This window comes from Yersinia pekkanenii (assembly GCF_001152565.1).
GTDB classification, from domain to species: domain Bacteria; phylum Pseudomonadota; class Gammaproteobacteria; order Enterobacterales; family Enterobacteriaceae; genus Yersinia; species Yersinia pekkanenii.
Genome location: NZ_CQAZ01000022.1, coordinates 59,298 through 79,755 on the forward strand (window position 1 = coordinate 59,298; position 20,458 = coordinate 79,755).

The following is a 20,458-nucleotide window of genomic DNA, read 5'->3' on the forward strand; positions in this document are numbered from 1 at the left end:
CGCCAAAATCGCGGACAGAGACGGCTGTTAGTCTAAAGAAGCACTTCTGCTGTTGCAAGCCACGGTTTAACTCTGCTATTTACCTGAATGTTAGCTATGGCTAACGATACCGACGGGGATAGCGTCAGGTTCAACGTTCATGGTCCGCAAAATTTGCCCCATAATGTCGCTAAATACTGGAGCCGAAACCGCCCCACCATAGTATTTCCCCCCTTGTGGATTGTTAATCACCACCACCAAAGCAAAACGGGGCTGACTGGCAGGAGCAACGCCTGCGGTATAAGCCACATACTTATCAATATACTGGCCATTTGGCCCAATCTTCTTGGCGGTACCGGTTTTGACTGCAACCCGATATCCCCTTACCGCCGCTTTCACCCCGCCGCCGCCAGGCAATGCCACACTCTCCATCATATGTTCAACCTGCCGTACCAGCGCCTCAGATAATATCCGTTGCCCCAGAACCGGAGGATCAACTTTCGTAATCGATAATGGCCGATAGATCCCGAAACTACCGATAGTGGCATATACCCGAGCCAGTTGCAGCGGGGTCACCATCAGGCCATAACCGAAGGAGAATGTTGCGCGATCCAGATCACTCCAGCGTTGCCGATGTGGCATCAAGCCACTGCTTTCGCCGGTAAGCCCCAACTTCGTTGGCTTCCCCAAACCAAACAGTGTGTAAGTTTCCATTAGTGCGGAGGCTGGCATTGCCAGCGCCAAACGAGATACGCCGACATCACTCGATTTTTGCAAGACTCCGGTCAAAGACAGCGCCGGATAAAACCCCACATCTTTGATTTGATGGCCACTAAGTATATAGGGATGAGTATCCAGCACGCTGTCAGGCTTAACCAAGTGACGCTGTAACGCCGTCATGACCACCATCGGTTTAACGGTTGAACCCGGCTCAAAAATGTCGCTGATCGCCCGATTACGGAAATTCTCCTCGGGGGTAGCCGCCCGGTTATTGGGATTAAAGGTCGGGTAGTTAGCCATCGCCAAGATTTCACCGGTATTAACATCAATAACCACCGCTGAACCGGAATCTGCCTTATTGAGTATCACAGCATTGGTCAGCGCATGTGATGTTTCCGCTTGCAACCGCTCATCAATACTGAGCTCAACATTCTGCCCTGGATGGCTGTCAGTAGAAGAAATATCCTCAACCACTCGACCAAATCGGTCTTTACGCACCACCCTACTGCCTGCGGTGCCACTTAGCAGCGAATTGAAACTCTTTTCGACACCTTCAATACCCTGATCGTCAATATTAGTAAAACCGACCAGATTAGCAGCAACGTCGCCAGAGGGATAAAACCGCCTTGATTCTGCTTTTGTCTCAATGCCGGGCAGCTTCAGCCGTTGAATATATTCAGCCACATTCGGTTCAACTTGCCTGGCCAGATAGATAAAACGGGCATTGGGATTTTGATTTATGCGATGGATTAATTGGCCCATTGGCATACTGAGTTGCTGTGCCAATGCCTGCCAACGTTCGGAAGCCCCGATGCCGCCGTTCTCTAAGACTGTTTTTGGATCAGCCCAAATGGCTTCAACCGGGACACTGACTGCCAGTGGATGCCCGTTACGATCAGTAATCATGCCACGCGTATTCGGTGTTGCAACCACACGAACTGAACGCATGTCCTCTTCTTTTACTAGCGGATCAGGCTCGATAATTTGTAGCCAGGCAACCCGTGCAAGCAGACCCAAAAGTGAAATTAAAATACAACCGCATAACAAGCCAAAGCGCCAACGAATAAAATTGTTACTGTCAGTTTTTGGTCTGGAAATCATTAAGATCAATCCTGGATAGTCGCATGTATCATCGTCGCCATTAAACCCTATTCTCCGCTCCAACCGGGGGTAAAACAGTGATACAAGATGCGTTATTTTGCAACAATTCGCTAACGACGCCTTAAAAGAAATAGCGACTGGTCAATAAGTTAAAAAACGGTTTACACTGAATGGCGTACTTTCTCTTCATTAGGTAAGTCCTATGACGGATTTCTCACCACAACTCAGCCGAATCGGCGCTATTTGCCACGGTTTTGGCAATAAATCGGCCCTACTCCCTCCCTGCCTCCAACCTTATCAGGCTTCACAAGCGAACAAAAAGCAGGTTCATGGCACCACCATTATCGATGTGGCAGAATCAAGGCAAGAGTGTGGCGAAGCCGATGGTCTCTATACCACTCAACCCGGTATTTTATTAACGGTACTGACCGCGGATTGCCTACCGGTTATTTTCAGCCAGCGGCAAGGAAAAGGAATTGCAGTCGTCCATGCCGGTTGGCGCGGATTGTTAGATGGCATTATCTTACAGATGGTTGAACGTATTGCCCGTGATGACGACCCGGCAAATTGGCTCGCCGCCATAGGGCCTGCCGCCCGATCTTGCTGTTATGAAGTTAATGAAGAACTGGTTGAACGATTTATTAACCAATTGCCGCTGGCAAAAAATATTATTTCGCCTCGTTTCCGCCACCTCAATTTAGCGGCGATTGCAGAACACCAATTGCGCGGGGCCGGCATTCATCAAGTTGATCGGGTAGGCAGTTGTACGCTATGCACCACCGCGCAATATGCTGAGGGTGATAACGAAAGTCACTTCAAATACACCAGCTTCCGCCGAACCAGCCAACAACAAGCTATTGACCCAACCCATCCCGGCATTAAAGGCCGAAATCAGTATTCAGGTTTAATTATCTTGCCTTAACTGACAGGTTACGGTTGTACCACTGTTGAGACAAAAAAACCCGCACAGAGGCGGGTTTTTACAGCAAAAGAGCTGATTAGATTGCAGTAACGTTTACTGCAGACGGACCTTTCTGACCGTCTTGGATTTCGAACTCTACGTTCTGGCCTTCAGCCAAGGTTTTGAAACCATTACCTTGGATTGCAGAGAAATGCACGAACACATCTTTGCTGCCGTCAGCTGGAGTGATGAAACCGAAACCTTTAGACTCGTTGAACCACTTAACTTGACCTTTGATCTTTGCCATCTTGAGTATTTCCTTTGGATTGTTTAACTCGCCCGTAGGCGTTTACATAGACAAACTAGAGTCGTTACTGCTTGAGGCACTAAGATAAGGATCGGCAGAGAAGCGGTATTCAACGCTAACGTCTTTACTCAGAACTTCTTTACTGAAAATGCCACACATATACAGAACTGTACCTCGTTTTACCCATATGCGTTATCACATACTCTGTATTCGATGGCAAGCCATTTTTAATCAGGGGTGAACCTGTCGCACATATTTGAAACGGTTGATCATAAACAACGCGAAAATATGCTAAAACTTGTTGAAGGTCATCGTATTTTCTGCTCTATTTTTTTATACTGTCTTATCCCGCTTTCTTCCTTGTTTTTAACATTTACGCTAACATTTTTTATAATACTGCTTACGTGGATACCCGATGGTTTCCACCCTGGCACACGACAGAAAGTCGTGATGCTATAAAATTTATTAGCATTAAATATATAATAATTGAATATATCGACCCTGCCGCATCGGCATCTCTCACTCACTATCGAGATACTCTCACGCCTTCATACAATGAAGTTAAATCCTTACTTAACATCATGTTATAGCCAGTATTCATTGGTACAGAAAGGCCATAACTCTCTTATTTATCGACTTAATATGAAGAGAGAAATGAAAAACCTATAATTGGTAAAAAAAGAGAGGTCTGGTTATAAATAAATGTAAATTAAAATACGCACCTCAATGCAGAAGCGTTAATTCTATCAATAGTATTTGAGCGTGCCATATCGGTGCAGTAATTTTCCGGGGCTAACAAGATCGCACCAGAAAAGTGCATTCCCACTTTATTTAACTCGCATGAATATATTGAAAATCATACATCATGGGGTAATTGACCACGGTAAAACCATCCCAAATCATCCGTACTTAAAAATACACATCCAGATACCCTTGGATTTTTCTTAATTATAAAATCTAACCACCCAACTGGGCAGTTGAAAACTCCATATTACTTTCCGTTATAGAACCGTTTAGGTTCGAGCTTATAATCTCTGCATAATTATAAATAATGCATTAACTGTCATTAGTTTCGATAAGTACAAAGATTATCTGATGCACAGAAATCTTATTTCATCTTATCAGCATCAGAGATTCACAACATGAATTGTAAACGTATTATCAGCACCTGTATTTTTAGTGGTTTGTGGTGGAGCCTGGCCCCAACCGTTCTGGCGGATGATAAATATCGAGCGGTACAAGCCTCTCAAGATCAGAAGCTTGAGCAACCAACAGTTGATGGCAACTTGTGGCAACGCCTGATGGGCAACATATCACTCACCTGGGTCTCGCCAAACCAAGAGCTGTATATCCCGCTGAATACCTGGCATAACCGCTGGACCTATGATAATGACAAGATAGAGTCATACAATGAGAGACCCTGGGGTATTGGCTATGGTAAGTATCGCTATGATGAAGATAACAACTGGCATGCAGTGTATGCGATGGCATTTATGGATTCACACAATAGAGTTGAACCCATTATAGGTTATGGCTATCAAAAAATGTGGATCCCGGGTGAGGTCGATGGCTGGCGCTTTGGTATTGGCTTCACTGCCAGTATTACCGCGCGTCATGAATATCTTTACATTCCTATCCCCTTGCCACTGCCACTGTTCTCTATTGAATATAATAGGTTTGCCTTACAAACTACCTATATTCCTGGTACTTATAATAATGGAAATGTCTTGTTTACCTGGCTACGCTGGCAATTTTAATTGGATCTATTAATTATCCGTACACTAAAAATGGTTATATGCGACTGTTAAGAATTAATCTCAATTAACGTTAATTGCGCCAAAAAGGTGCAATGATTCTCACCTATTAGAATCCTACAAATTATCCACTTGATTTACAGGTGATTATTTAAACAATATATCACTCAGCATGGAGTTTTTTGATAAAAACAACCGGACCAGATTATTAATATAACTTAACTGTCCGGTTATTTTATCCTCGCACTACGACTTGTCAAACAACCTTTGTGTCATTTACTTTTAGCACGTTATTCTTATGTTTCCGGCGAGTGAATATAAAACTACACCACAACAGCACGATCCATACTGGCATCATTAGCACTGAGATCTGAATCCCCTCAGTAAAATACATAATGACCAGTATCAACGACAAAAACACCAGGCACAGATAATTACCATAAGGGTACCATAACGCTTTAAAGCGTGGTTCGACCCCTTCTTGCACTTTAGCTGCCCGGAATTTCAGGTGAGCTAAGCAAATCATCACCCAATTGATGACCAATGTTGATACCACCAGCGCCATGAGCAATTCAAACGCTTTACCCGGCATGACATAGTTAATAACCACACCGGCGGAGGTCGCCAGCGCCGAGAGCGCAATTGACAAAATAGGCACCCCACGCTTATTAACCTTGGTCAGCAACTTGGGTGCATTCCCCTGAGAGGCCAGCCCAAATAGCATTCGGCTATTACAATAAACACCACTGTTGTAAACCGACAGTGCAGCGGTCAAGACCACCACATTGAGGATTGTCGCGACCCAATGACTGTCTAACGCATGGAAGATCATCACAAAGGGGCTACCGCCTTCCACAACCTTACCCCATGGGTAAAGGGAGAGCAGTACCGTCAATGAACCGATATAAAAGATAAGGATACGGTAGACCACTTGATTGGTGGCTTTAGGAATACTATGTCGAGGATCTTCGGCTTCTGCGGCAGTAATACCCACCATCTCCAAGCCACCAAAAGAAAACATAATAATCGCCATCGCCATCACTAACCCACTAAGACCATGAGGCATAAAACCGCCCTGTGCCCAGAGGTTAGTAACAGAGGCACCCGGCCCACCAGATCCAGAAGCCAATAAATAAGCCCCGAATACAATCATACCGATAATAGCAACGACTTTGATGATAGCGAACCAGAATTCAGTTTCGCCATACATGCGTACGTTAATCAGATTGATGGCATTGATTAAGACAAAGAACACTGCGGCTGAAACCCATGTCGGAATTTCCGGCCACCAATATTGAATATAAATACCCACGGCGGTCAATTCAGCCATACCGACCAGTATAAACATGGCCCAGTAGTTCCAGCCTGATAAGAATCCGGCAAAATCGCCCCAGTATTTATAGGCGAAGTGGCTGAATGAGCCTGCGACAGGTTCCTCGACGACCATCTCACCAAGCTGACGCATGATAAGAAATGCGATAAAGCCACCGATGGCATAGCCTAATATCACCGAAGGGCCAGCCATCTTGATGGTCTGAGCTATTCCCAGAAATAACCCAGTACCAATCGCACCACCCAGCGCAATCAGTTGAATATGTCGATTCTTTAATCCGCGTTTTAGTGTTGAATCCTGCAACTGCTGTTCCATCCTATCCTCTGCCGCACCTATTACACACTGGCGTGGTAAACAGCGCCTCTGTAAATGAATCTGCGGCGGTTTTTTAACACTTAAACCCGATTGCATCAAGGATAAAGGTGGTTAGCCAGCTACCGGAATACGCCAATATTGACCATCACACCTCCTGACTGAGCAGGTAGCAAATCATCGCCGCACGTAGTGGGCTCTGGCTATAAGCCTGCCATTCACCTTGTAGATTGGTGATTCGGGCATTCCACTGATTATTGTCATTAATTTCAGGAGAGTAGAGGCCAATGTTATTGGCATAGATGATAGGCCATGCGTCAGAAGGGTTCTTACAATAATCCTTACCTTTAATACCCCCGTACGGATACCATTTGTCGGGGTCTTCACCCGCAAGCAGAGCAATACTTCGGTTCACTTCACTGTCACTTTCTTCATACCATTTAATCATTTGAATCACCGTTATCTTGAAACGTTCTGGCTACATTACGGCGAAAATAAGACGGATTTATGACAATCGACGCAGTTTACACTAACTTGATAAAGGGCAAACTAGCATCAGCAGGAAGATAAGGCAGGCCATACAGAGTAGTGAGTGTATTCTGACATGAAAGGGTATCATGCTTGGCTATAGGACCCCTGACACTGCCACCGACAGTGCCAGAATCGGTATAACGTTATCGCTCTGGGATAAAACCTTTAAAATCGAGAGGAGAAACGCTATCACTGTCATCTTGCTCACGACCGACACCCGTGGCATTTTCCAGTAATGCCTTAAGCAATTCTGTTTGCTGTTTTTGTTGTTCCACAATTTCGTGTAACAAGCGAATTTGTTCATTTGCTCTCACACTGGCACGGCTCAAAAAGAACCAGACTATCAAGAAAAAAATGACGGTAAGTAGCGATAAAGCGATTGGCGCGATACCTAACGCGCCCATAGTTGTATCTAACATTGACTCCCCTATTACATGCGTGACAAGGACACTATCTTATCACTCTGCCCACAGCAAAGGTGAATGAGAGAAGATAATTAACAATCAATAACGATAAACTACAGTAATAGTTATTAATGGTTATTATATTCAAGGGCAATAAATAACCCTTACCAGGGAATGATCGAAGTAATAGTACAAATACCGGTAGAGAAAGTCCCACCCTGGTCACAATAACTATCAAGGGCTAAGAGATAAAACAAGCAACAAACGGCAATAATCGCTACCGTTGCAACAAGTTTTTTTATGTTCAAATCGAGCACCTTCCTCAATGTTTTTTTAATTATACTGTATTAAACATCAACCATTTATAGCCAAGATGTAATTACTAATGTGGATTATCGCCCTGTAACCATATTTTCACCGCTAATTTACGGATTAATCTTATAAATCAATATGATTTAGGATTTTCACTATTAGCCAGTATATCATTACAAGTTAAACTGTTAAATATATGTTCTAAAATAGAAGTGAAACTAATTACATGAGGTGACAATATGAGTTTATTCAGACTGGTTTTAGTGGTAGTCATTATCTACCTCGGCCTACTCTTTTCAGGTTACGGCGTACTCATTGGCAGTGATAAGAATGCCGCTGGTATTGGTTTGCAGTGTAAATACCTCACAGCCAGAAATATTGTAACCGCTCAATTTATAAACGGCGAAAATGGTATTATCGGCGTCAGTAACTGCCCATTAGTGAAAAAATTGGCAATAACATATTTGAATAATCAAACGGCGGGTTTGCTATCAATCCGCCGCTTATTGACCCACTTCCGGTGGTAATGCATTACCTCTGCGTTGATCGGCATCACATACTGATAAACCGTTAACCGGTTATCTTTGCGTAAACTTCATATCAATCAATGCAATGGCTTTCTCAATTGCCCGTTTAGTCACTGGGTCAGCTCCCGCTGGGTGTGTGGAAAAATCAATAGTTTTAAGTTGTTGCGACATTTTACCCCGGACTTCTGTCGGCGCAATAATATCAATCACATCAAGAAGTTGTTTAATCACCAGTTGGCAGGCAACCAGATCAGACACCAGCTCTTGGTCATTCGTGAATATTTCAGACATGCTCATTCCTTCATAATAATATCGTGTAAGAATAGCATGTTCGTTAAAATATTTCTTGAGCCTACCCGGTCATACACTCACTTTTGTTGAGGCACATTACTGGAATTATTCCTGCTGAATGAAATACCTACAGCGAACCCATAGATGCATTAAAACAGCAGATGGCTGGTCTGTTTGAGGTGGAGTGGCAAATAAGATACGGAAAGGAATTGACTCTTTCAGCATAAATATGGGATATAAAAAACCAGGCATGACGTTATCCGTCGCCTGGTTCTAGGGAAAACACGTTATATGTATATCGATCACAATATTCCTAATCTCACAGTTCGTCACCTCCTACGCCTTTGCCTTTATGCAGAACCATTACTGGCATCTTGACAAAAACGGCCACACCTACAACCGCTATCAGAGTCATAATCACCGTTATCAACATGCGATCACCTCATCATTCTTAATTTCTATTTTTCCAAACTCAGCCTTTTATCCTCGGGATACATCCTTTCCAGATGACACTACCCTTTTACTATGGCACCAGAACACTCTTTTGCAAACACGGTCCGAAAAGACTTTATAACAAATATTGCCCCAGCAGGGTCAATTTGGTGTTTTGTGTTGTTGGATTCAACTTGTGTATACTGCACCACTACTAACCAGAAAAAACAGACTAAATAATGTCACAAGAAAATCACCTCGCGTTAGTCTGCGCCCTCAGTAAATGGGTCGAAACCCATCTGGGGCGAGTCATCTACCTTGAAGAGTTAGCCGTGTACTCAGGCTACTCACTTTGGCATATGCAGAAAATATTTAAAGAAGTCACAGGGATATCGCTAGGTAAGTACATTCGTGAAAGACGCTTAGCGGGTGCTGTTTATCAACTGAGAAGCAGTGACAGCACTATTTTTGATATTGCGTTGGATTTTGGCTTTGGCTCACAATCACATTTTACTTACATGTTCAGAAAACGTTACGGCATCACCCCGTATGATTTCAGGCAAAATACCGATATTGATCTGAATATCGCATTACCTTTGCATGCTGTTCACCAGAAACTGGCGTAACATCCCGCAACTCTCACTATTCGCCTGAATGCCTGCAATTGCTATCTGGAGAATAACGCTTTTCAGTTCTTTTTATAGCAGTTCTGTATATCGATGTTTTTTGCTTCGTGGCGCTGGCGGTCCGCCATATAAGTCATCGCGAACATAACACTGACTACAATGAGTGCAGCCAACAGCAACCCAATCAATGCAATGACTTTATTATCATCAAATAGGCTCTTGTCCATATATTCTCCCTAATTTCTATGGCGCATCAGATTAGCCATAGGATCGCAACCAACGTGATTGCAATCAGTAAACATGATGTTGTAAGCAAAACCACGAGCGCAAATTGCGCATCGCCAATTCCCGTTGGGTAATCACTACTCGGGGGCATATCTTGTCGTTTTTTCACATTAATACCTACTAACTAGCACCGGCCGACCATGACTTAGAATAAGAAAAATCTCATTTTTATCAAATGTCAGTGGTGATAACCGGACATCAACCACTCCAGCAGTGGGTTATGCCATACAATCCTGTCGTAGTCTGCGTTATAGATCAAGCCTATCCATTATAAAGTTATGGGCATCAGGCAACCCATTAATAACTATTGAGTATTTTAAGCAATAGGTTGTGTCCCTATCCTGCTCAATATATTCAATCTTGTTCCCGATAAATATCTGGATTGTAACGTTGCATAAATATTTGTGGATTATTTAGCGCTGTAAAGCCAAATTTAGCATATAAACCATGGGCATCTGAAGTTGCTAATGTAAAACGCCGTAACTCTTGCAAATCAGGGTATTGGAGAATCTGTTTGATTATTATTTTGCTATAACCTCGCCCCCGATACTCTGGTAATACGAAGACATCGACCAGGTTAGCGAAGGTTGCAAAATCAGTGATAACCCGAGCAAATGCAACCTGCTTATCATCAAAATATCCACCAAAGCAGAGAGAGCCATCGATTGAGCGCTTAACTCGGTCTAATGAAATACCCTGCGCCCATGAACTCTGTTCAGATAGAAATCGATATACCAGCAGATGATCTAATTTACTCTTGTCTGTAGATACCAAAAACATAATCTATCCTCCCCTCAAAGACAAAAAGTCAGTAGTTGATAAACTACAACTGCGCTCACAAGTAACATCAACTAGTTTAAATAGATTGAAGTCGCTATACCGTAATCAATCCGGTTGCCAGACTGTATATCGCAGCAATGGCAGCGATAATCGCCACAGCAAAAAGACATTTCTCTGTCGGGGAAAATACCGATTTCTTTTGCTCGCGTTTAGCAATAATAAACAATATAGTTCCAGGACCGTATATCACCGCCGACAACAATATGTATTTCAAACCACCCGCATAGACCATCAATAGGGCATATAACGTTGCAATCAAGGCAAAAACAAAATCTTTCTTAAGGTCTACCGAATCGACCAGGTATGTTTCTCGCGTCCAGGCCAATTTCAAACCATATGCCGCCACGAGCAGATAAGGGATCAGAACCAGTGAGCTGGTTAATTCAAGTGCAAGTTGGAAGGCATATTCAGTAAAGAGTGTGCCAATTAAGAATAATTGGATAAAAATATTCGACATCCAAACCGCGGCAGAAGGTACACCACGTTTATTCTCAGTTGAGAATATGCGCGGCATAATATCACTTTTCGCTGCGGAATAGAGTGCCTCAGCGGCCAGTAGGGTCCATGATAAATAAGCTCCCATAACTGAAATAATCAGCCCAATGCTGATAAAGATAGCCCCCCAGCGGCCAACAATATGCTCTAGTACTCCTGCCATTGAAGGCTGACGTAAAGCAGCAAGGTCTGGGCGAAGCAACACACCATAGGAAAGCATCGTCACCAACACCAGCAAACATAAAACACCGATAAAACCCAGTACCGTAGCAATACCAACATGTTTTCGTTCTTTTGCGTAGCGGGAATAAACACTCGCCCCTTCGATCCCCACAAAGACAAAGACCGTGACCAACATGGTGCTGCGAACTTGAGAGAATAGTGAATCAGACCCAGCCACTATTTCTAATGCCGCATGACCGGTATAACCATAATCATCCAGATGTGAGAGATCACCTACCCCCCCTAACGACTGAGTGCCCCAGAAGTTTAATGCAAAAGTATCAGTGTGAAATGCACATGCCAGAACAATAACAAAAATAAATATCGGAATAACTTTGGCAAACGTGGCAATGGTATTAATCGCTGCAGCCTCTTTGATGCCACGCAACACCATGAAGTGAAAACTCCACAAGATTAATGACGCAATTAAAACCGCAGATAAGGTATTGCCATCACCAAATAACGGGAAGAATGCCCCCAATGTCGATTTGATCAAAACAAAATAAGACACGCTACCAATACAAGCACCCGCCCAAAAACCAATAGCCGAAGCAAACCCGGCGTAGTCGCCAAACCCAGTTTTGGCATAAATATAAACACCAGAATCCAGATTCGGTTTACGTTGCGCCAATGTCTGAAAAACAAAAGCCAGAGTCAGCATACCGCCACCAGCAATAATCCAGGCGATTATGGCACCAAACCCCCCTGTTGCTCGGCCAAATGTGGCGGGTAACGAGAAAATACCAGCACCTATCATTGACCCTACGACAAGCGAAGTTAATGACCACAGTGACAGTTTTTTATTTGATGACTCCGCCATATTCGTTTCCATTGATGTGAGCTTATTCAATATAAAACAGAGTAACCTAATAGCAGGCTAAGACCTATAGATGCCATTCAGAGAAAATGAGGGTTTCCTTTAAAAACTGCATATTCACAGCTGAAACAAAACAAAATTAAATAGCCCATAGGGCCATAGAAAAAGTGATTTTATCCATTAGGTAAAATAGAACGGCGTCAAGACATATCCTTACAGGTAGGAATTCTATTATTGGCTAATAGCTGGCAAAATAAATGCTATTAAGAACTATTTACATTTATAATGCTGCAAACCGTTTTTGACATTTATCCTGATTTTTCCTCAGTAATTGTAAGGATGCCTCAATGCTTCGCCGTTTTTTTTCTTACTACACTCCGTACAAAGGGCTTTTCTATCTGGATTTTGGTTGCGCAATTCTGGCCGGGCTGTTGGAGCTGAGCTTCCCGATGGCAGTAAAACTGTTCATTGATAAGTTGCTCCCTAACCAGGATTGGGTGTTGATCGTCTGTGCTGCAACGGGCCTGTTGATGATTTATCTGCTGAATACTGCGCTGATGGCGATTGTTAATTACTGGGGTCATGCACTGGGTGTCAGTATTGAAACCGATATGCGTCGTCAGGCATTCAGCCACCTGCAAAAGTTATCATTTAGCTATTACGACAATATGAAAACGGGTCATATCATCACCCATGTGACCAAAGACCTTGAAGAGGTCGGTGAGATTGCCCATCACGGCCCGGAAGATCTTTTTATTGCCGTGATGACCTTTATTGGCGCATTTATTCTAATGGCATCCGTTCATCTGCCATTGGCTATGCTCACTATCATCATAGTGCCGTTTATGACATATCTGGTCAGCCGGTACGGTTCCCAAATGACGGAGACTTGGCGCAAGCTATTTGGTCAGGTAGGCAATTTTAACGCCCGCATTGAAGAAAGTATTGGGGGTATTCGTGTGGTAAAAGCCTTCGCCAATGAGTCCCATGAGAAGAAACTATTCGCCAAAGATAATGAAAGCTACCGCACCACTAAACTGCGGGCTTACCGCATTATGACCACCAGTATGACCATGAGCTACCTCAGTACCCGTCTGGTGCAATTGATTGTGATGGTCGCAGGTACCTGGTATGTAGTACATGACCAGCTGAGCTACGGTGGATTTGTCGGTTTCCTGTTGTTAGTCGAAGTCTTTTTCCGCCCTGTAGCAAAAATAACCTCCGTGCTGGAAAGTTATCCTAAGGGTATTGCTGGATTCAAACGATTCACTCAACTAATCGATACGTTACCCGATATTGTTGATAAGCCAAACGCCCAAGCGGTTGGCCACCTCCATGGCGATATTCGTTACCAAAATGTCAGTTTCGGTTATTCACCACAAAATAAAATTTTTACCCACTTGAACCTGCATATCCGCGCAGGTGAAACCGTCGCATTCGTCGGCCCCTCCGGCGCGGGTAAAACCACTTTATGTTCATTGCTGCCCCGCTTCTACGAACTGGATGGTGGTTCAATCACCATTGATGGTATTAATATCAGTGAGATGACTCAACAATCATTACGTAATAATATTGGTATTGTTCAGCAAGATGTTTTCTTATTCGGCGGGTCTATCCGTGAGAATATTGCTTACGGTAAACTAGCGGCTACCGATGATGAGATCATGATAGCTGCACAACACGCCCGTCTGGATGAGTTGATTGAAAGCCTACCAGAGGGGCTGGATACTGTGGTGGGTGAGCGTGGGGTGAAATTATCGGGTGGTCAGAAACAGCGCCTGTCAATTGCGCGTATCTTCCTAAAGAATCCACCGATCTTGATTTTGGATGAAGCCACCTCTGCGCTGGATACTGCCACTGAGCAAGCCATCCAGCTTGCGTTAACCGAATTATCTCAAGGCCGGACCACGCTGGTGATCGCTCACCGCTTAGCCACTATTCAACGTGCCGATCGTATCATTGTGGTCGATAAGGAAGGGATAGTGGAACAGGGTGATCATCATGAATTATTGGCACGGAAAGGGGTCTATGCCAAGTTGCATAATGCCCAGTTCAGTGCCGCCTGATACTCAGTAAAAACCACCCGATACTGGGCGCGAATGGTAAACTGGAGGAAAATTCCGCCAAAGCCATTCCATCGCGGGCTTAAATAGGGTAAAAGGACGCCATGAAAATTCCAAAACGAATCCAACCGCTGGTTGATGACGGCTTGGTTGACGAAGTCATCCGTCGTTTGAAAAGTGGCAAAGAAGCTGATGTCTATGTTGTCCGTTGTGGGCAGGATATCCGTTGCGCTAAAGTTTATAAAGAAGCTGAGAATCGCAGTTTTAAACAAGCTGTTCAGTATCAGGAAGGGCGTAAGGTCCGTAATAGCCGTGACGCTCGCGCCATGGCTAAGGGATCAAAATTTGGCCGTAAACAACAAGAAGAAACCTGGCAAACTGCCGAGGTGGATGCTTTATATCTGTTAGCCAATGCCGGTGTACGGGTACCACAGCCCTATGCCTGTCTTGATGGTGTTTTGTTGATGGAACTGGTTACGGATGCAGACGGCCTTGCTGCTCCAAGACTCAGCGACGTCCCATTCACCAAAGAGCAAGCGTTGATTGACCATGCAGTGATGATCCAATACGTAGTGCGAATGCTTTGTGCTGGTTTGGTCCATGGCGACTTGTCAGAATTTAATGTGTTAATCGATAAAGACGGCCCGGTGATTATCGATCTACCACAGGCGGTCAATGCTGCAGCTAACAACCATGCTAAAGCTATGTTAGAGCGTGATGTCGCGAATATGACACACTATTATGGTCAATACGCGCCAGAACTGCTGGATCGTAAATACGCCAAAGAGATGTGGGCACTCTATGAAGATGGCAAGCTACAGCCTGAAACTCAACTGACGGGTGAATTTGCAGAAAGCACTGAAGCCGCAGATGTTGAAGGCGTTCTGGACGAAATTAACGCGGTTATCGCTGAGGAGCAAGAACGCCTGCGTGAGCTTCAGGATTACGACAACTAGATTGTATCCTGAGTAGCGTATAACTTTTGCCCACTTATTTATTATCCCCAAAGTGGGTCTGGTTAACCCTGCGGCTTTAAGCCCGCAGGGTTAAACCGTAAACGGCTTTAAAACAGTTGTTAAAGTGGCTGGCAGAACTAAAACCACACTCCAGCGCAATATGAATAAGCGGCATCATACTGTGTCTTATCATTGTCAGCCATAAGCCAAGGCGTTATCTTAAATACACATTCGCCCTGAAGGAGTTTCGTATGTTTGTTGTCAGTCTGACTTACCATAAACCCATCGATGTCGTCGAAGCCCTCACTGAAAACCATAAAGATTGGTTGAAGAAATACTATGCGCAAGGCGTCTTTATTGCATCAGGCCGTAAAGTGCCACGTACCGGCGGTATTATTCTGGTGAAGAGTATTGACCGTGCAACGTTGGATAAGATATTGGCAGAAGATCCGTTTAATGCCGTGGCAGATTATAACGTGACCGAGTTTATTCCCTCCATGGCTATCGAGTCGGTTGAAGCGTTGAAAACTCTGTGATGCTTTTATGTGATTTGTTATCAACAGCAGCCATGTTTGATAACAGTTATACATTAAGCAACAGTGATTGAAGCCATTCTGGCTACGCTATAACCCATTCTACTCGGCCAAGATAATATTGAGCGGCAGTCCTGTGGGCACCGCTCAATATCCAACCAACCTCGGATCAAATGGAAAGAGCCTTCTCATTCATTATACGGAAATTAATTTGAGAACAGCGGAGGGATTTCTATCACTTGTTTATCCGTTTTCCCGCAGTCAATGATCTTAAATACGGCATCTAACATGGCAGGTACGTCTTGTTTGACCATTTCAATCTCGTGACCTAATAGCGCCACAAAGGGATCCCAATCGAAACATCCCATCGCGAGTTGTTTTTCGCCGGTATAATCTGACGTCGATATCCATCTCATGACACCTTCAAGTGAAATCGTTGAATTGACAAACAGTCCTGCAATATTATTGTGGTGCTGTGCGCTATATTTTATTAACGCATTTTCTGATTTTTCAGGAGCATAGCCACAGGCAAGAATATTCGATTCAATAATATCAATACCAAACTCTTTATGTGCATCAGTAAAGCCCCGTAAGCGCTCTCTCGTATTATGATCCGTCTGGCGACCACCAATAAAAATAAGCGGTTTAACCCTACCCTGTCGTTTCTCGCAATTATTAAGAATACGCCGCGTCAATTCTTTGGCTCCGGCATAATTATCTGAAATAACCGAAGGTGCAAGCTTGCCGGGTAAATCAAGGTTAAGGGTGGGTACGCCCGCCTGAGAACACATATTGGTGATTTTGTCCGGATCAGTCGCGCCAGTAGAAATCATCCAATCGATCTGATAGGACAACATCGCGCTGGCGGCTTCAATTTCCAATGCCGGATCGCGTCTGGTGCAGGTAATTATCGGGAAAAGCCCACGTTTTCGCGCCATCCTCTCGAAATGCTCAACAATGGAACCGAAGTAGCGATTATCGTACTTAGGCACAATCATCCCGATAATTTTTGATTTTTCACTCCGTAGCAGGCTGGCTTGCTTATTGAGCGCAAATCCCTGCTCTTCTGCTATTTTCGAAATCTTTTCAGCCAATTTGGCGCTGATACGACGTTTCTTCCAGCTTCCGTTAAGTACGGAGCTTACCGCGCTTGCTGATGCCCCAGTGAGTTCAGCCAGATCGTAGATGGTCGTTTTCTTGATTTTTCTGATATGAATCACAAATCCATCCCTCTTTTTTTGCCTTAGCTTGACACCAAATTTCAGTAGTGGCAATGATGCTCCATCGATTGAGCAAATGTAAAATCGATGATAATAAAATGTTTAATTATATCGATAGAGGTTAAGGAAAAAGTCAGCCGGGAGGAGCGTATGTAAGTAAACACGCCCCCTGATGTCCCGCAATCCCTTTCTCCTGCCAGCATTAAAGGGGTCAATCATCAGGTCTGGTCTGTACTGATGAACCCTCAAAATAGAGCTGAAATGTTTTCCCGAACAATTGAGGAGATAAGAAATGAATTATCGCAACGTTTTAAAAGTATCGGCTGCTGTGATGGTTTGTGCTGTTGGCTCTGTTCAGGCCGCAGGATCCGCGACGGTCGCGTTCCTAATGCCTGACCAGGCATCGACCCGTTATGAACAACATGACTTCCCAGGGTTTAAGGCTGAAATGGCCAAACTCTGCGCTGATTGCAAAGTGATTTACCAGAATGCTAATGCCGATGCCGCCTTACAACAGCAGCAATTCAATTCGGTTATTGCGCAAGGAGCTAAAGTCATCGTTCTTGATCCGGTTGATTCATCCGCCGCCGCCGGGCTGGTTGAAATTGCGCATTCTCAGAATGTGAAAGTCATTGCTTATGATCGACCTGTCCCGGATAAACCGGCTGATTTCTATGTGTCATTCGACAACGAAGGTATTGGCTATGCGATATCTAAATCGCTGGTCGATCAGCTTAAAACATCGGGTGTTCCTGAAGGTGCGGGCATTCTCCAAATTAATGGATCGCCAACCGATGCAGCGGCTGGCCTTATTCGTGATGGTATTCATCGTGGGCTGAAAGGATCAGGCTACAAAACGCTGGCAGAGTTCGATACGCCTGAATGGGCACCGCCTAAAGCTCAAGAGTGGAGCGCTGGACAAATCACCCGTTTCGGCGATCAAATCAAAGGTGTTGTCGCGGCGAATGATGGTACCGGTGGTGGCGCGATAGCGGCATTTAAAGCAGCGGGTGTCCAGCCCATTCCACCGGTGACAGGTAACGATGCCACTATCGCGGCATTGCAACTGATCATCGCAGGGGATCAGTACAACACCATTTCTAAGCCATCAGAAGTTGTTGCTGCTGCTGCTGCCAAGGTTGCTGTTGAGTTGATTCAAGGGAAAACACCGAAGGCGACCAGCACGCTTTATCATACTCCGTCGCAACTGTTTGTCCCTGCAGTCATTACCTCCAAAAATATCAAGGCTGAAATCTTCGACAAAAAAATACAGACGCCTGAGCAGGTTTGTACCGGTGAATATGTACAAGACTGTAAAAAACTCGGTATCACACAGTAATTCATACCCAATACGCCTGTCACCAGGCGTATTGGTCTATTTCCTCAAAATTAAGGTCTCATTCATGTTGAACGAGAAGGTCAATATTCCTGACAACGTGCAGCCCATACTTAAATTGAGCAAAGTCTCGAAAAATTTTGGTGCCGTTTCCGCACTGACCGATATCGATTTGGAGATCTATGCTGGCGAAGTTGTCGCACTGGTTGGCGACAACGGTGCCGGGAAATCGACGCTGGTCAAAATTCTGGCGGGAGTCCATCAGCCGTCTTCCGGAACGGTGGAGTTTGAGGGTAAAAAAGTTACGTTCAGTCGCCCCGGTGAGGCGCTTAAGCATGGCATCGCCACTGTATTCCAGGATTTGGCGCTTTGCGAAAATCTGGATGTTGTTGCCAATCTTTTTTTAGGTCATGAACTGTCTGCATGGCGGCTCGATGAAGTCGCCATGGAAGTCAGGGCCTGGACACTTTTGCAAGAATTAGCCGCTCGCATTCCCTCAGTGCGTGAACCGGTTGCCTCGTTATCCGGTGGGCAACGCCAGACGGTTGCGATTGCAAGGTCGCTACTGCTCAATCCAAAAATTGTCATGCTCGACGAACCGACCGCCGCACTGGGGGTTGCCCAAACAGCGGAGGTACTTAACCTGATTGAGCGCGTCCGTGCTCGTGGGCTGGGCGTGATTATTATCAGTCATAACATGGAAGATGTGCGGGCGGTAGCCGATCGTATCGTTGTGCTGCGCCTAGGTCGTAATAAAGGTATTTTCACCCCTGACGCATCCAATCAGGATTTAGTGGCAGCTATCACCGGTGCCACCGAGAACGCCGTATCACGCCGGGTCGAAAGAAAAACGCATGAAAATCAGCCTGGAGGCATGTTGAATCCATGAATAACACCACGAAGAAAAACTTGCAGCAAACTCCTGCGCTCGATCGCAGTGATGAACGAGTGCTGCACAATGACAGCCTATTCGGCGTGTTTCATGTTTTTATCAATCGAATAAAAACCGGTGACCTGGGGATGATACCGGTGGTATTAGGTCTGATCCTGATTTCACTGGTATTTAGCGTCCTCAACCCGGTCTATTTTGCCCCCAATAACCTGGTGAATATGCTGTTTGACTGCGCAACCGTCGGTTTTATCTCCCTGGGTATCGTTTGTGTGCTAATGCTAGGCGAAATTGATCTCTCGGTCGGTTCACTCAGCGGGCTTTCATCGGCAATTATCGGCGTGCTATGGGTCAAACTCGGTTGGCCAGTGGAAGCGGCCATTGTCGTAGCACTTCTGATGGGCGCGGTCGTGGGCATTGTTTATGCCGAGCTTTATAACCGTATCGGGATGCCCAGCTTCGTCGCCACACTTGCCGGGTTACTGGCCTTGCTGGGCATGCAACTCTACATCCTGGGCCCGTCGGGGAGTATTAACCTGCCTTATGCTTCGCCCTTGGTGCGCTTTGGCCAGGTGATGGTGATGCCCGGCTGGTTCTCGCACATTATGGCGTTGATCCCCGGCATATTAATGTTGGTTCAGGGACTGCGAACACAAACTCGCCGTACACAGGTTAACCTGTCGTCCGAGCCGATGAGTTCGCTGTTGATACGTGTCATTATTTTGACGGTTATTTTTGAAGTTGCTGTTTTCTATCTTAATCTTGGGCGCGGCGTGCCATGGATCTTTGGCTTATTTGTGGTGTTTGTGATGCTGCTTAACTACGCGCTGAAACGCACCAAATGGGGCCGTTCGATGTTCGCTGTAGGGGGTAATCGAGAGGCGGCGCGGCGCTCGGGTATCAATGTGCGAGCCATCTATATTAGCGCCTTTATGCTTTGTTCCACTCTGGCGACCATCGGTGGGATCCTCGCCGCCTCACGCTTGGCTTCTGCCAGCCAACAGGCCGGCACCGGTGATGTCAATCTTAATGCCATTGCTGCGGCGGTTATTGGCGGTACCAGTCTGTTTGGTGGCCGTGGAAGTGCCTACTCGGCGCTGTTGGGTATTATTGTGATCCAGTCGATTTCAAACGGTTTAACGCTGCTCAATCTGCCATCGTCACTGCGTTACATGATAACTGGCGGCGTACTGGCGGTGGCCGTCATTGTTGATTCTCTGGCTCGTCGCTCTCGTTTATCACACGGTCGTTCCTGACCCCTCTCATTCAAAC

The 20,458-nt window shown here is 45.1% G+C and carries 22 protein-coding genes and 1 pseudogene; 10 read left to right on the forward strand and 13 right to left on the reverse strand.

What is annotated here, in order from left to right:
* Positions 1-90 precede the first annotated feature (90 nt).
* Entirely contained in the window at positions 91-1,800 is a 1,710-nt protein-coding gene (gene ftsI, locus AEP37_RS12705) for a peptidoglycan glycosyltransferase FtsI (RefSeq protein WP_049613662.1), read from the reverse strand.
* Positions 1,801-2,002: 202 nt separating this feature from the next.
* Between ftsI and pgeF the strand changes: the two genes are divergently transcribed.
* Positions 2,003-2,722, forward strand: coding sequence for a peptidoglycan editing factor PgeF (gene pgeF / locus AEP37_RS12710; RefSeq protein WP_049613663.1), 720 nt, complete (start codon positions 2,003-2,005; stop codon positions 2,720-2,722).
* Between the two features lie 76 nt (positions 2,723-2,798).
* Here the strand turns inward: pgeF and cspE are convergent, their stop codons facing one another.
* Both cspE and AEP37_RS24295 read right to left on the reverse strand, forming a co-directional pair.
* Positions 2,799-3,008, reverse strand: a complete 210-nt coding sequence (gene cspE, locus AEP37_RS12715) for a transcription antiterminator/RNA stability regulator CspE (protein ID WP_002221949.1) — start codon at positions 3,006-3,008, stop codon at positions 2,799-2,801.
* Positions 3,009-3,050: 42 nt separating this feature from the next.
* A complete protein-coding gene (locus tag AEP37_RS24295) occupies positions 3,051-3,167 on the reverse strand; it encodes a DUF2627 domain-containing protein (protein WP_002211058.1) in 117 nt (38 codons plus the stop codon).
* A 983-nt stretch (positions 3,168-4,150) separates the two neighbouring features.
* Between AEP37_RS24295 and pagP the strand changes: the two genes are divergently transcribed.
* Complete coding sequence (gene pagP, locus AEP37_RS12720) at positions 4,151-4,765, forward strand: lipid IV(A) palmitoyltransferase PagP (RefSeq protein WP_049613664.1); 615 nt, start codon at positions 4,151-4,153, stop codon at positions 4,763-4,765.
* 253 nt (positions 4,766-5,018) lie between these two features.
* Here the strand turns inward: pagP and AEP37_RS12725 are convergent, their stop codons facing one another.
* The 4 genes from AEP37_RS12725 to AEP37_RS24910 all read right to left on the reverse strand — a co-directional run bounded on the left by AEP37_RS12725 (position 5,019) and on the right by AEP37_RS24910 (position 7,650).
* The gene (locus AEP37_RS12725; protein ID WP_049613665.1) at positions 5,019-6,410 is read right to left on the reverse strand and encodes an amino acid permease; all 1,392 of its coding nucleotides are present in this window, start codon (positions 6,408-6,410) and stop codon (positions 5,019-5,021) included.
* Positions 6,411-6,555: 145 nt separating this feature from the next.
* Positions 6,556-6,855, reverse strand: a complete 300-nt coding sequence (locus AEP37_RS12730) for a phage protein NinX family protein (RefSeq protein ID WP_049613666.1) — start codon at positions 6,853-6,855, stop codon at positions 6,556-6,558.
* 226 nt (positions 6,856-7,081) lie between these two features.
* Positions 7,082-7,357: a YebO family protein gene (locus AEP37_RS12735; RefSeq protein ID WP_049613667.1), complete on the reverse strand. Its 276-nt coding sequence runs from the start codon at positions 7,355-7,357 to the stop codon at positions 7,082-7,084.
* Between the two features lie 149 nt (positions 7,358-7,506).
* On the reverse strand, positions 7,507-7,650 hold the full coding sequence (locus tag AEP37_RS24910; protein ID WP_072086299.1) for a PhoP/PhoQ regulator MgrB: 144 nt from the start codon (positions 7,648-7,650) through the stop codon (positions 7,507-7,509).
* Between the two features lie 243 nt (positions 7,651-7,893).
* On the opposite strand from AEP37_RS24910, the pseudogene AEP37_RS12740 reads away from it, so the two are divergent.
* A pseudogene (locus AEP37_RS12740) lies at positions 7,894-8,126 on the forward strand (YobH family protein).
* A 106-nt stretch (positions 8,127-8,232) separates the two neighbouring features.
* Here AEP37_RS12740 and AEP37_RS12745 read toward each other — a convergent pair.
* Positions 8,233-8,472, reverse strand: a complete 240-nt coding sequence (locus AEP37_RS12745) for a DUF2766 family protein (protein ID WP_049613668.1) — start codon at positions 8,470-8,472, stop codon at positions 8,233-8,235.
* A gap of 671 nt (positions 8,473-9,143) precedes the next feature.
* On the opposite strand from AEP37_RS12745, the gene AEP37_RS12755 reads away from it, so the two are divergent.
* Positions 9,144-9,530: a helix-turn-helix domain-containing protein gene (locus tag AEP37_RS12755; protein ID WP_049613670.1), complete on the forward strand. Its 387-nt coding sequence runs from the start codon at positions 9,144-9,146 to the stop codon at positions 9,528-9,530.
* Positions 9,531-9,592: 62 nt separating this feature from the next.
* Here the strand turns inward: AEP37_RS12755 and AEP37_RS25660 are convergent, their stop codons facing one another.
* The 3 genes from AEP37_RS25660 to AEP37_RS12770 form a co-directional block, all read right to left on the reverse strand.
* Complete coding sequence (locus AEP37_RS25660) at positions 9,593-9,757, reverse strand: hypothetical protein (RefSeq protein WP_049613671.1); 165 nt, start codon at positions 9,755-9,757, stop codon at positions 9,593-9,595.
* A gap of 412 nt (positions 9,758-10,169) precedes the next feature.
* On the reverse strand, positions 10,170-10,595 hold the full coding sequence (locus AEP37_RS12765) for a GNAT family N-acetyltransferase (RefSeq protein ID WP_049613672.1): 426 nt from the start codon (positions 10,593-10,595) through the stop codon (positions 10,170-10,172).
* A 94-nt stretch (positions 10,596-10,689) separates the two neighbouring features.
* Positions 10,690-12,192 (reverse strand): amino acid permease, encoded by a 1,503-nt coding sequence (locus AEP37_RS12770; protein ID WP_049613673.1) that lies wholly within the window; start codon positions 12,190-12,192, stop codon positions 10,690-10,692.
* Between the two features lie 344 nt (positions 12,193-12,536).
* On the opposite strand from AEP37_RS12770, the gene AEP37_RS12775 reads away from it, so the two are divergent.
* Both AEP37_RS12775 and AEP37_RS12780 read left to right on the forward strand, forming a co-directional pair.
* The gene (locus AEP37_RS12775) at positions 12,537-14,255 is read left to right on the forward strand and encodes an ABC transporter ATP-binding protein (protein WP_049613674.1); all 1,719 of its coding nucleotides are present in this window, start codon (positions 12,537-12,539) and stop codon (positions 14,253-14,255) included.
* Positions 14,256-14,356: 101 nt separating this feature from the next.
* The gene (locus AEP37_RS12780; protein ID WP_049613675.1) at positions 14,357-15,208 is read left to right on the forward strand and encodes a PA4780 family RIO1-like protein kinase; all 852 of its coding nucleotides are present in this window, start codon (positions 14,357-14,359) and stop codon (positions 15,206-15,208) included.
* 76 nt (positions 15,209-15,284) lie between these two features.
* Here AEP37_RS12780 and AEP37_RS24915 read toward each other — a convergent pair whose 3' ends face one another.
* Positions 15,285-15,407 (reverse strand): helix-turn-helix domain-containing protein, encoded by a 123-nt coding sequence (locus tag AEP37_RS24915; RefSeq protein WP_408068330.1) that lies wholly within the window; start codon positions 15,405-15,407, stop codon positions 15,285-15,287.
* Between the two features lie 52 nt (positions 15,408-15,459).
* Between AEP37_RS24915 and AEP37_RS12785 the strand changes: the two genes are divergently transcribed.
* Positions 15,460-15,744 (forward strand): YciI family protein, encoded by a 285-nt coding sequence (locus AEP37_RS12785; protein WP_049613676.1) that lies wholly within the window; start codon positions 15,460-15,462, stop codon positions 15,742-15,744.
* A 203-nt stretch (positions 15,745-15,947) separates the two neighbouring features.
* Here the strand turns inward: AEP37_RS12785 and AEP37_RS12790 are convergent, their stop codons facing one another.
* Positions 15,948-16,943: a LacI family DNA-binding transcriptional regulator gene (locus tag AEP37_RS12790; protein WP_082170792.1), complete on the reverse strand. Its 996-nt coding sequence runs from the start codon at positions 16,941-16,943 to the stop codon at positions 15,948-15,950.
* Positions 16,944-17,253: 310 nt separating this feature from the next.
* Between AEP37_RS12790 and AEP37_RS12795 the strand changes: the two genes are divergently transcribed.
* From AEP37_RS12795 to AEP37_RS12805, 3 genes are all read left to right on the forward strand, one after another.
* Positions 17,254-18,300 carry an ABC transporter substrate-binding protein gene (locus AEP37_RS12795; protein ID WP_049613678.1) on the forward strand — a complete coding sequence of 349 codons (1,047 nt, stop codon included), beginning with the start codon at positions 17,254-17,256 and terminating at the stop codon, positions 18,298-18,300.
* 64 nt (positions 18,301-18,364) lie between these two features.
* Complete coding sequence (locus tag AEP37_RS12800) at positions 18,365-19,186, forward strand: ATP-binding cassette domain-containing protein (RefSeq protein WP_049613679.1); 822 nt, start codon at positions 18,365-18,367, stop codon at positions 19,184-19,186.
* Positions 19,183-20,442, forward strand: coding sequence for a sugar ABC transporter permease (locus AEP37_RS12805; protein WP_049613680.1), 1,260 nt, complete (start codon positions 19,183-19,185; stop codon positions 20,440-20,442). The genes AEP37_RS12800 and AEP37_RS12805 overlap by 4 nt, the downstream gene beginning before the upstream one ends.
* The last annotated feature ends 16 nt before the right edge of the window (positions 20,443-20,458 follow it).

What these genes read in the sequence shown, in the direction of transcription:
- ftsI (WP_049613662.1), bottom strand. Translation starts at nt 1,800, where the DNA reads ATGATTTCCAGACCAAAAACTGACAGTAACAATTTTATTCGTTGGCGC.
- pgeF (WP_049613663.1), top strand. Translation starts at nt 2,003, where the DNA reads ATGACGGATTTCTCACCACAACTCAGCCGAATCGGCGCTATTTGCCAC.
- cspE (WP_002221949.1), bottom strand. Translation starts at nt 3,008, where the DNA reads ATGGCAAAGATCAAAGGTCAAGTTAAGTGGTTCAACGAGTCTAAAGGT.
- AEP37_RS24295 (WP_002211058.1), bottom strand. Translation starts at nt 3,167, where the DNA reads ATGTGTGGCATTTTCAGTAAAGAAGTTCTGAGTAAAGACGTTAGCGTT.
- pagP (WP_049613664.1), top strand. Translation starts at nt 4,151, where the DNA reads ATGAATTGTAAACGTATTATCAGCACCTGTATTTTTAGTGGTTTGTGG.
- AEP37_RS12725 (WP_049613665.1), bottom strand. Translation starts at nt 6,410, where the DNA reads ATGGAACAGCAGTTGCAGGATTCAACACTAAAACGCGGATTAAAGAAT.
- AEP37_RS12730 (WP_049613666.1), bottom strand. Translation starts at nt 6,855, where the DNA reads ATGATTAAATGGTATGAAGAAAGTGACAGTGAAGTGAACCGAAGTATT.
- AEP37_RS12735 (WP_049613667.1), bottom strand. Translation starts at nt 7,357, where the DNA reads ATGTTAGATACAACTATGGGCGCGTTAGGTATCGCGCCAATCGCTTTA.
- AEP37_RS12745 (WP_049613668.1), bottom strand. Translation starts at nt 8,472, where the DNA reads ATGTCTGAAATATTCACGAATGACCAAGAGCTGGTGTCTGATCTGGTT.
- AEP37_RS12755 (WP_049613670.1), top strand. Translation starts at nt 9,144, where the DNA reads ATGTCACAAGAAAATCACCTCGCGTTAGTCTGCGCCCTCAGTAAATGG.
- AEP37_RS25660 (WP_049613671.1), bottom strand. Translation starts at nt 9,757, where the DNA reads ATGGACAAGAGCCTATTTGATGATAATAAAGTCATTGCATTGATTGGG.
- AEP37_RS12765 (WP_049613672.1), bottom strand. Translation starts at nt 10,595, where the DNA reads ATGTTTTTGGTATCTACAGACAAGAGTAAATTAGATCATCTGCTGGTA.
- AEP37_RS12770 (WP_049613673.1), bottom strand. Translation starts at nt 12,192, where the DNA reads ATGGCGGAGTCATCAAATAAAAAACTGTCACTGTGGTCATTAACTTCG.
- AEP37_RS12775 (WP_049613674.1), top strand. Translation starts at nt 12,537, where the DNA reads ATGCTTCGCCGTTTTTTTTCTTACTACACTCCGTACAAAGGGCTTTTC.
- AEP37_RS12780 (WP_049613675.1), top strand. Translation starts at nt 14,357, where the DNA reads ATGAAAATTCCAAAACGAATCCAACCGCTGGTTGATGACGGCTTGGTT.
- AEP37_RS12785 (WP_049613676.1), top strand. Translation starts at nt 15,460, where the DNA reads ATGTTTGTTGTCAGTCTGACTTACCATAAACCCATCGATGTCGTCGAA.
- AEP37_RS12795 (WP_049613678.1), top strand. Translation starts at nt 17,254, where the DNA reads ATGAATTATCGCAACGTTTTAAAAGTATCGGCTGCTGTGATGGTTTGT.
- AEP37_RS12800 (WP_049613679.1), top strand. Translation starts at nt 18,365, where the DNA reads ATGTTGAACGAGAAGGTCAATATTCCTGACAACGTGCAGCCCATACTT.
- AEP37_RS12805 (WP_049613680.1), top strand. Translation starts at nt 19,183, where the DNA reads ATGAATAACACCACGAAGAAAAACTTGCAGCAAACTCCTGCGCTCGAT.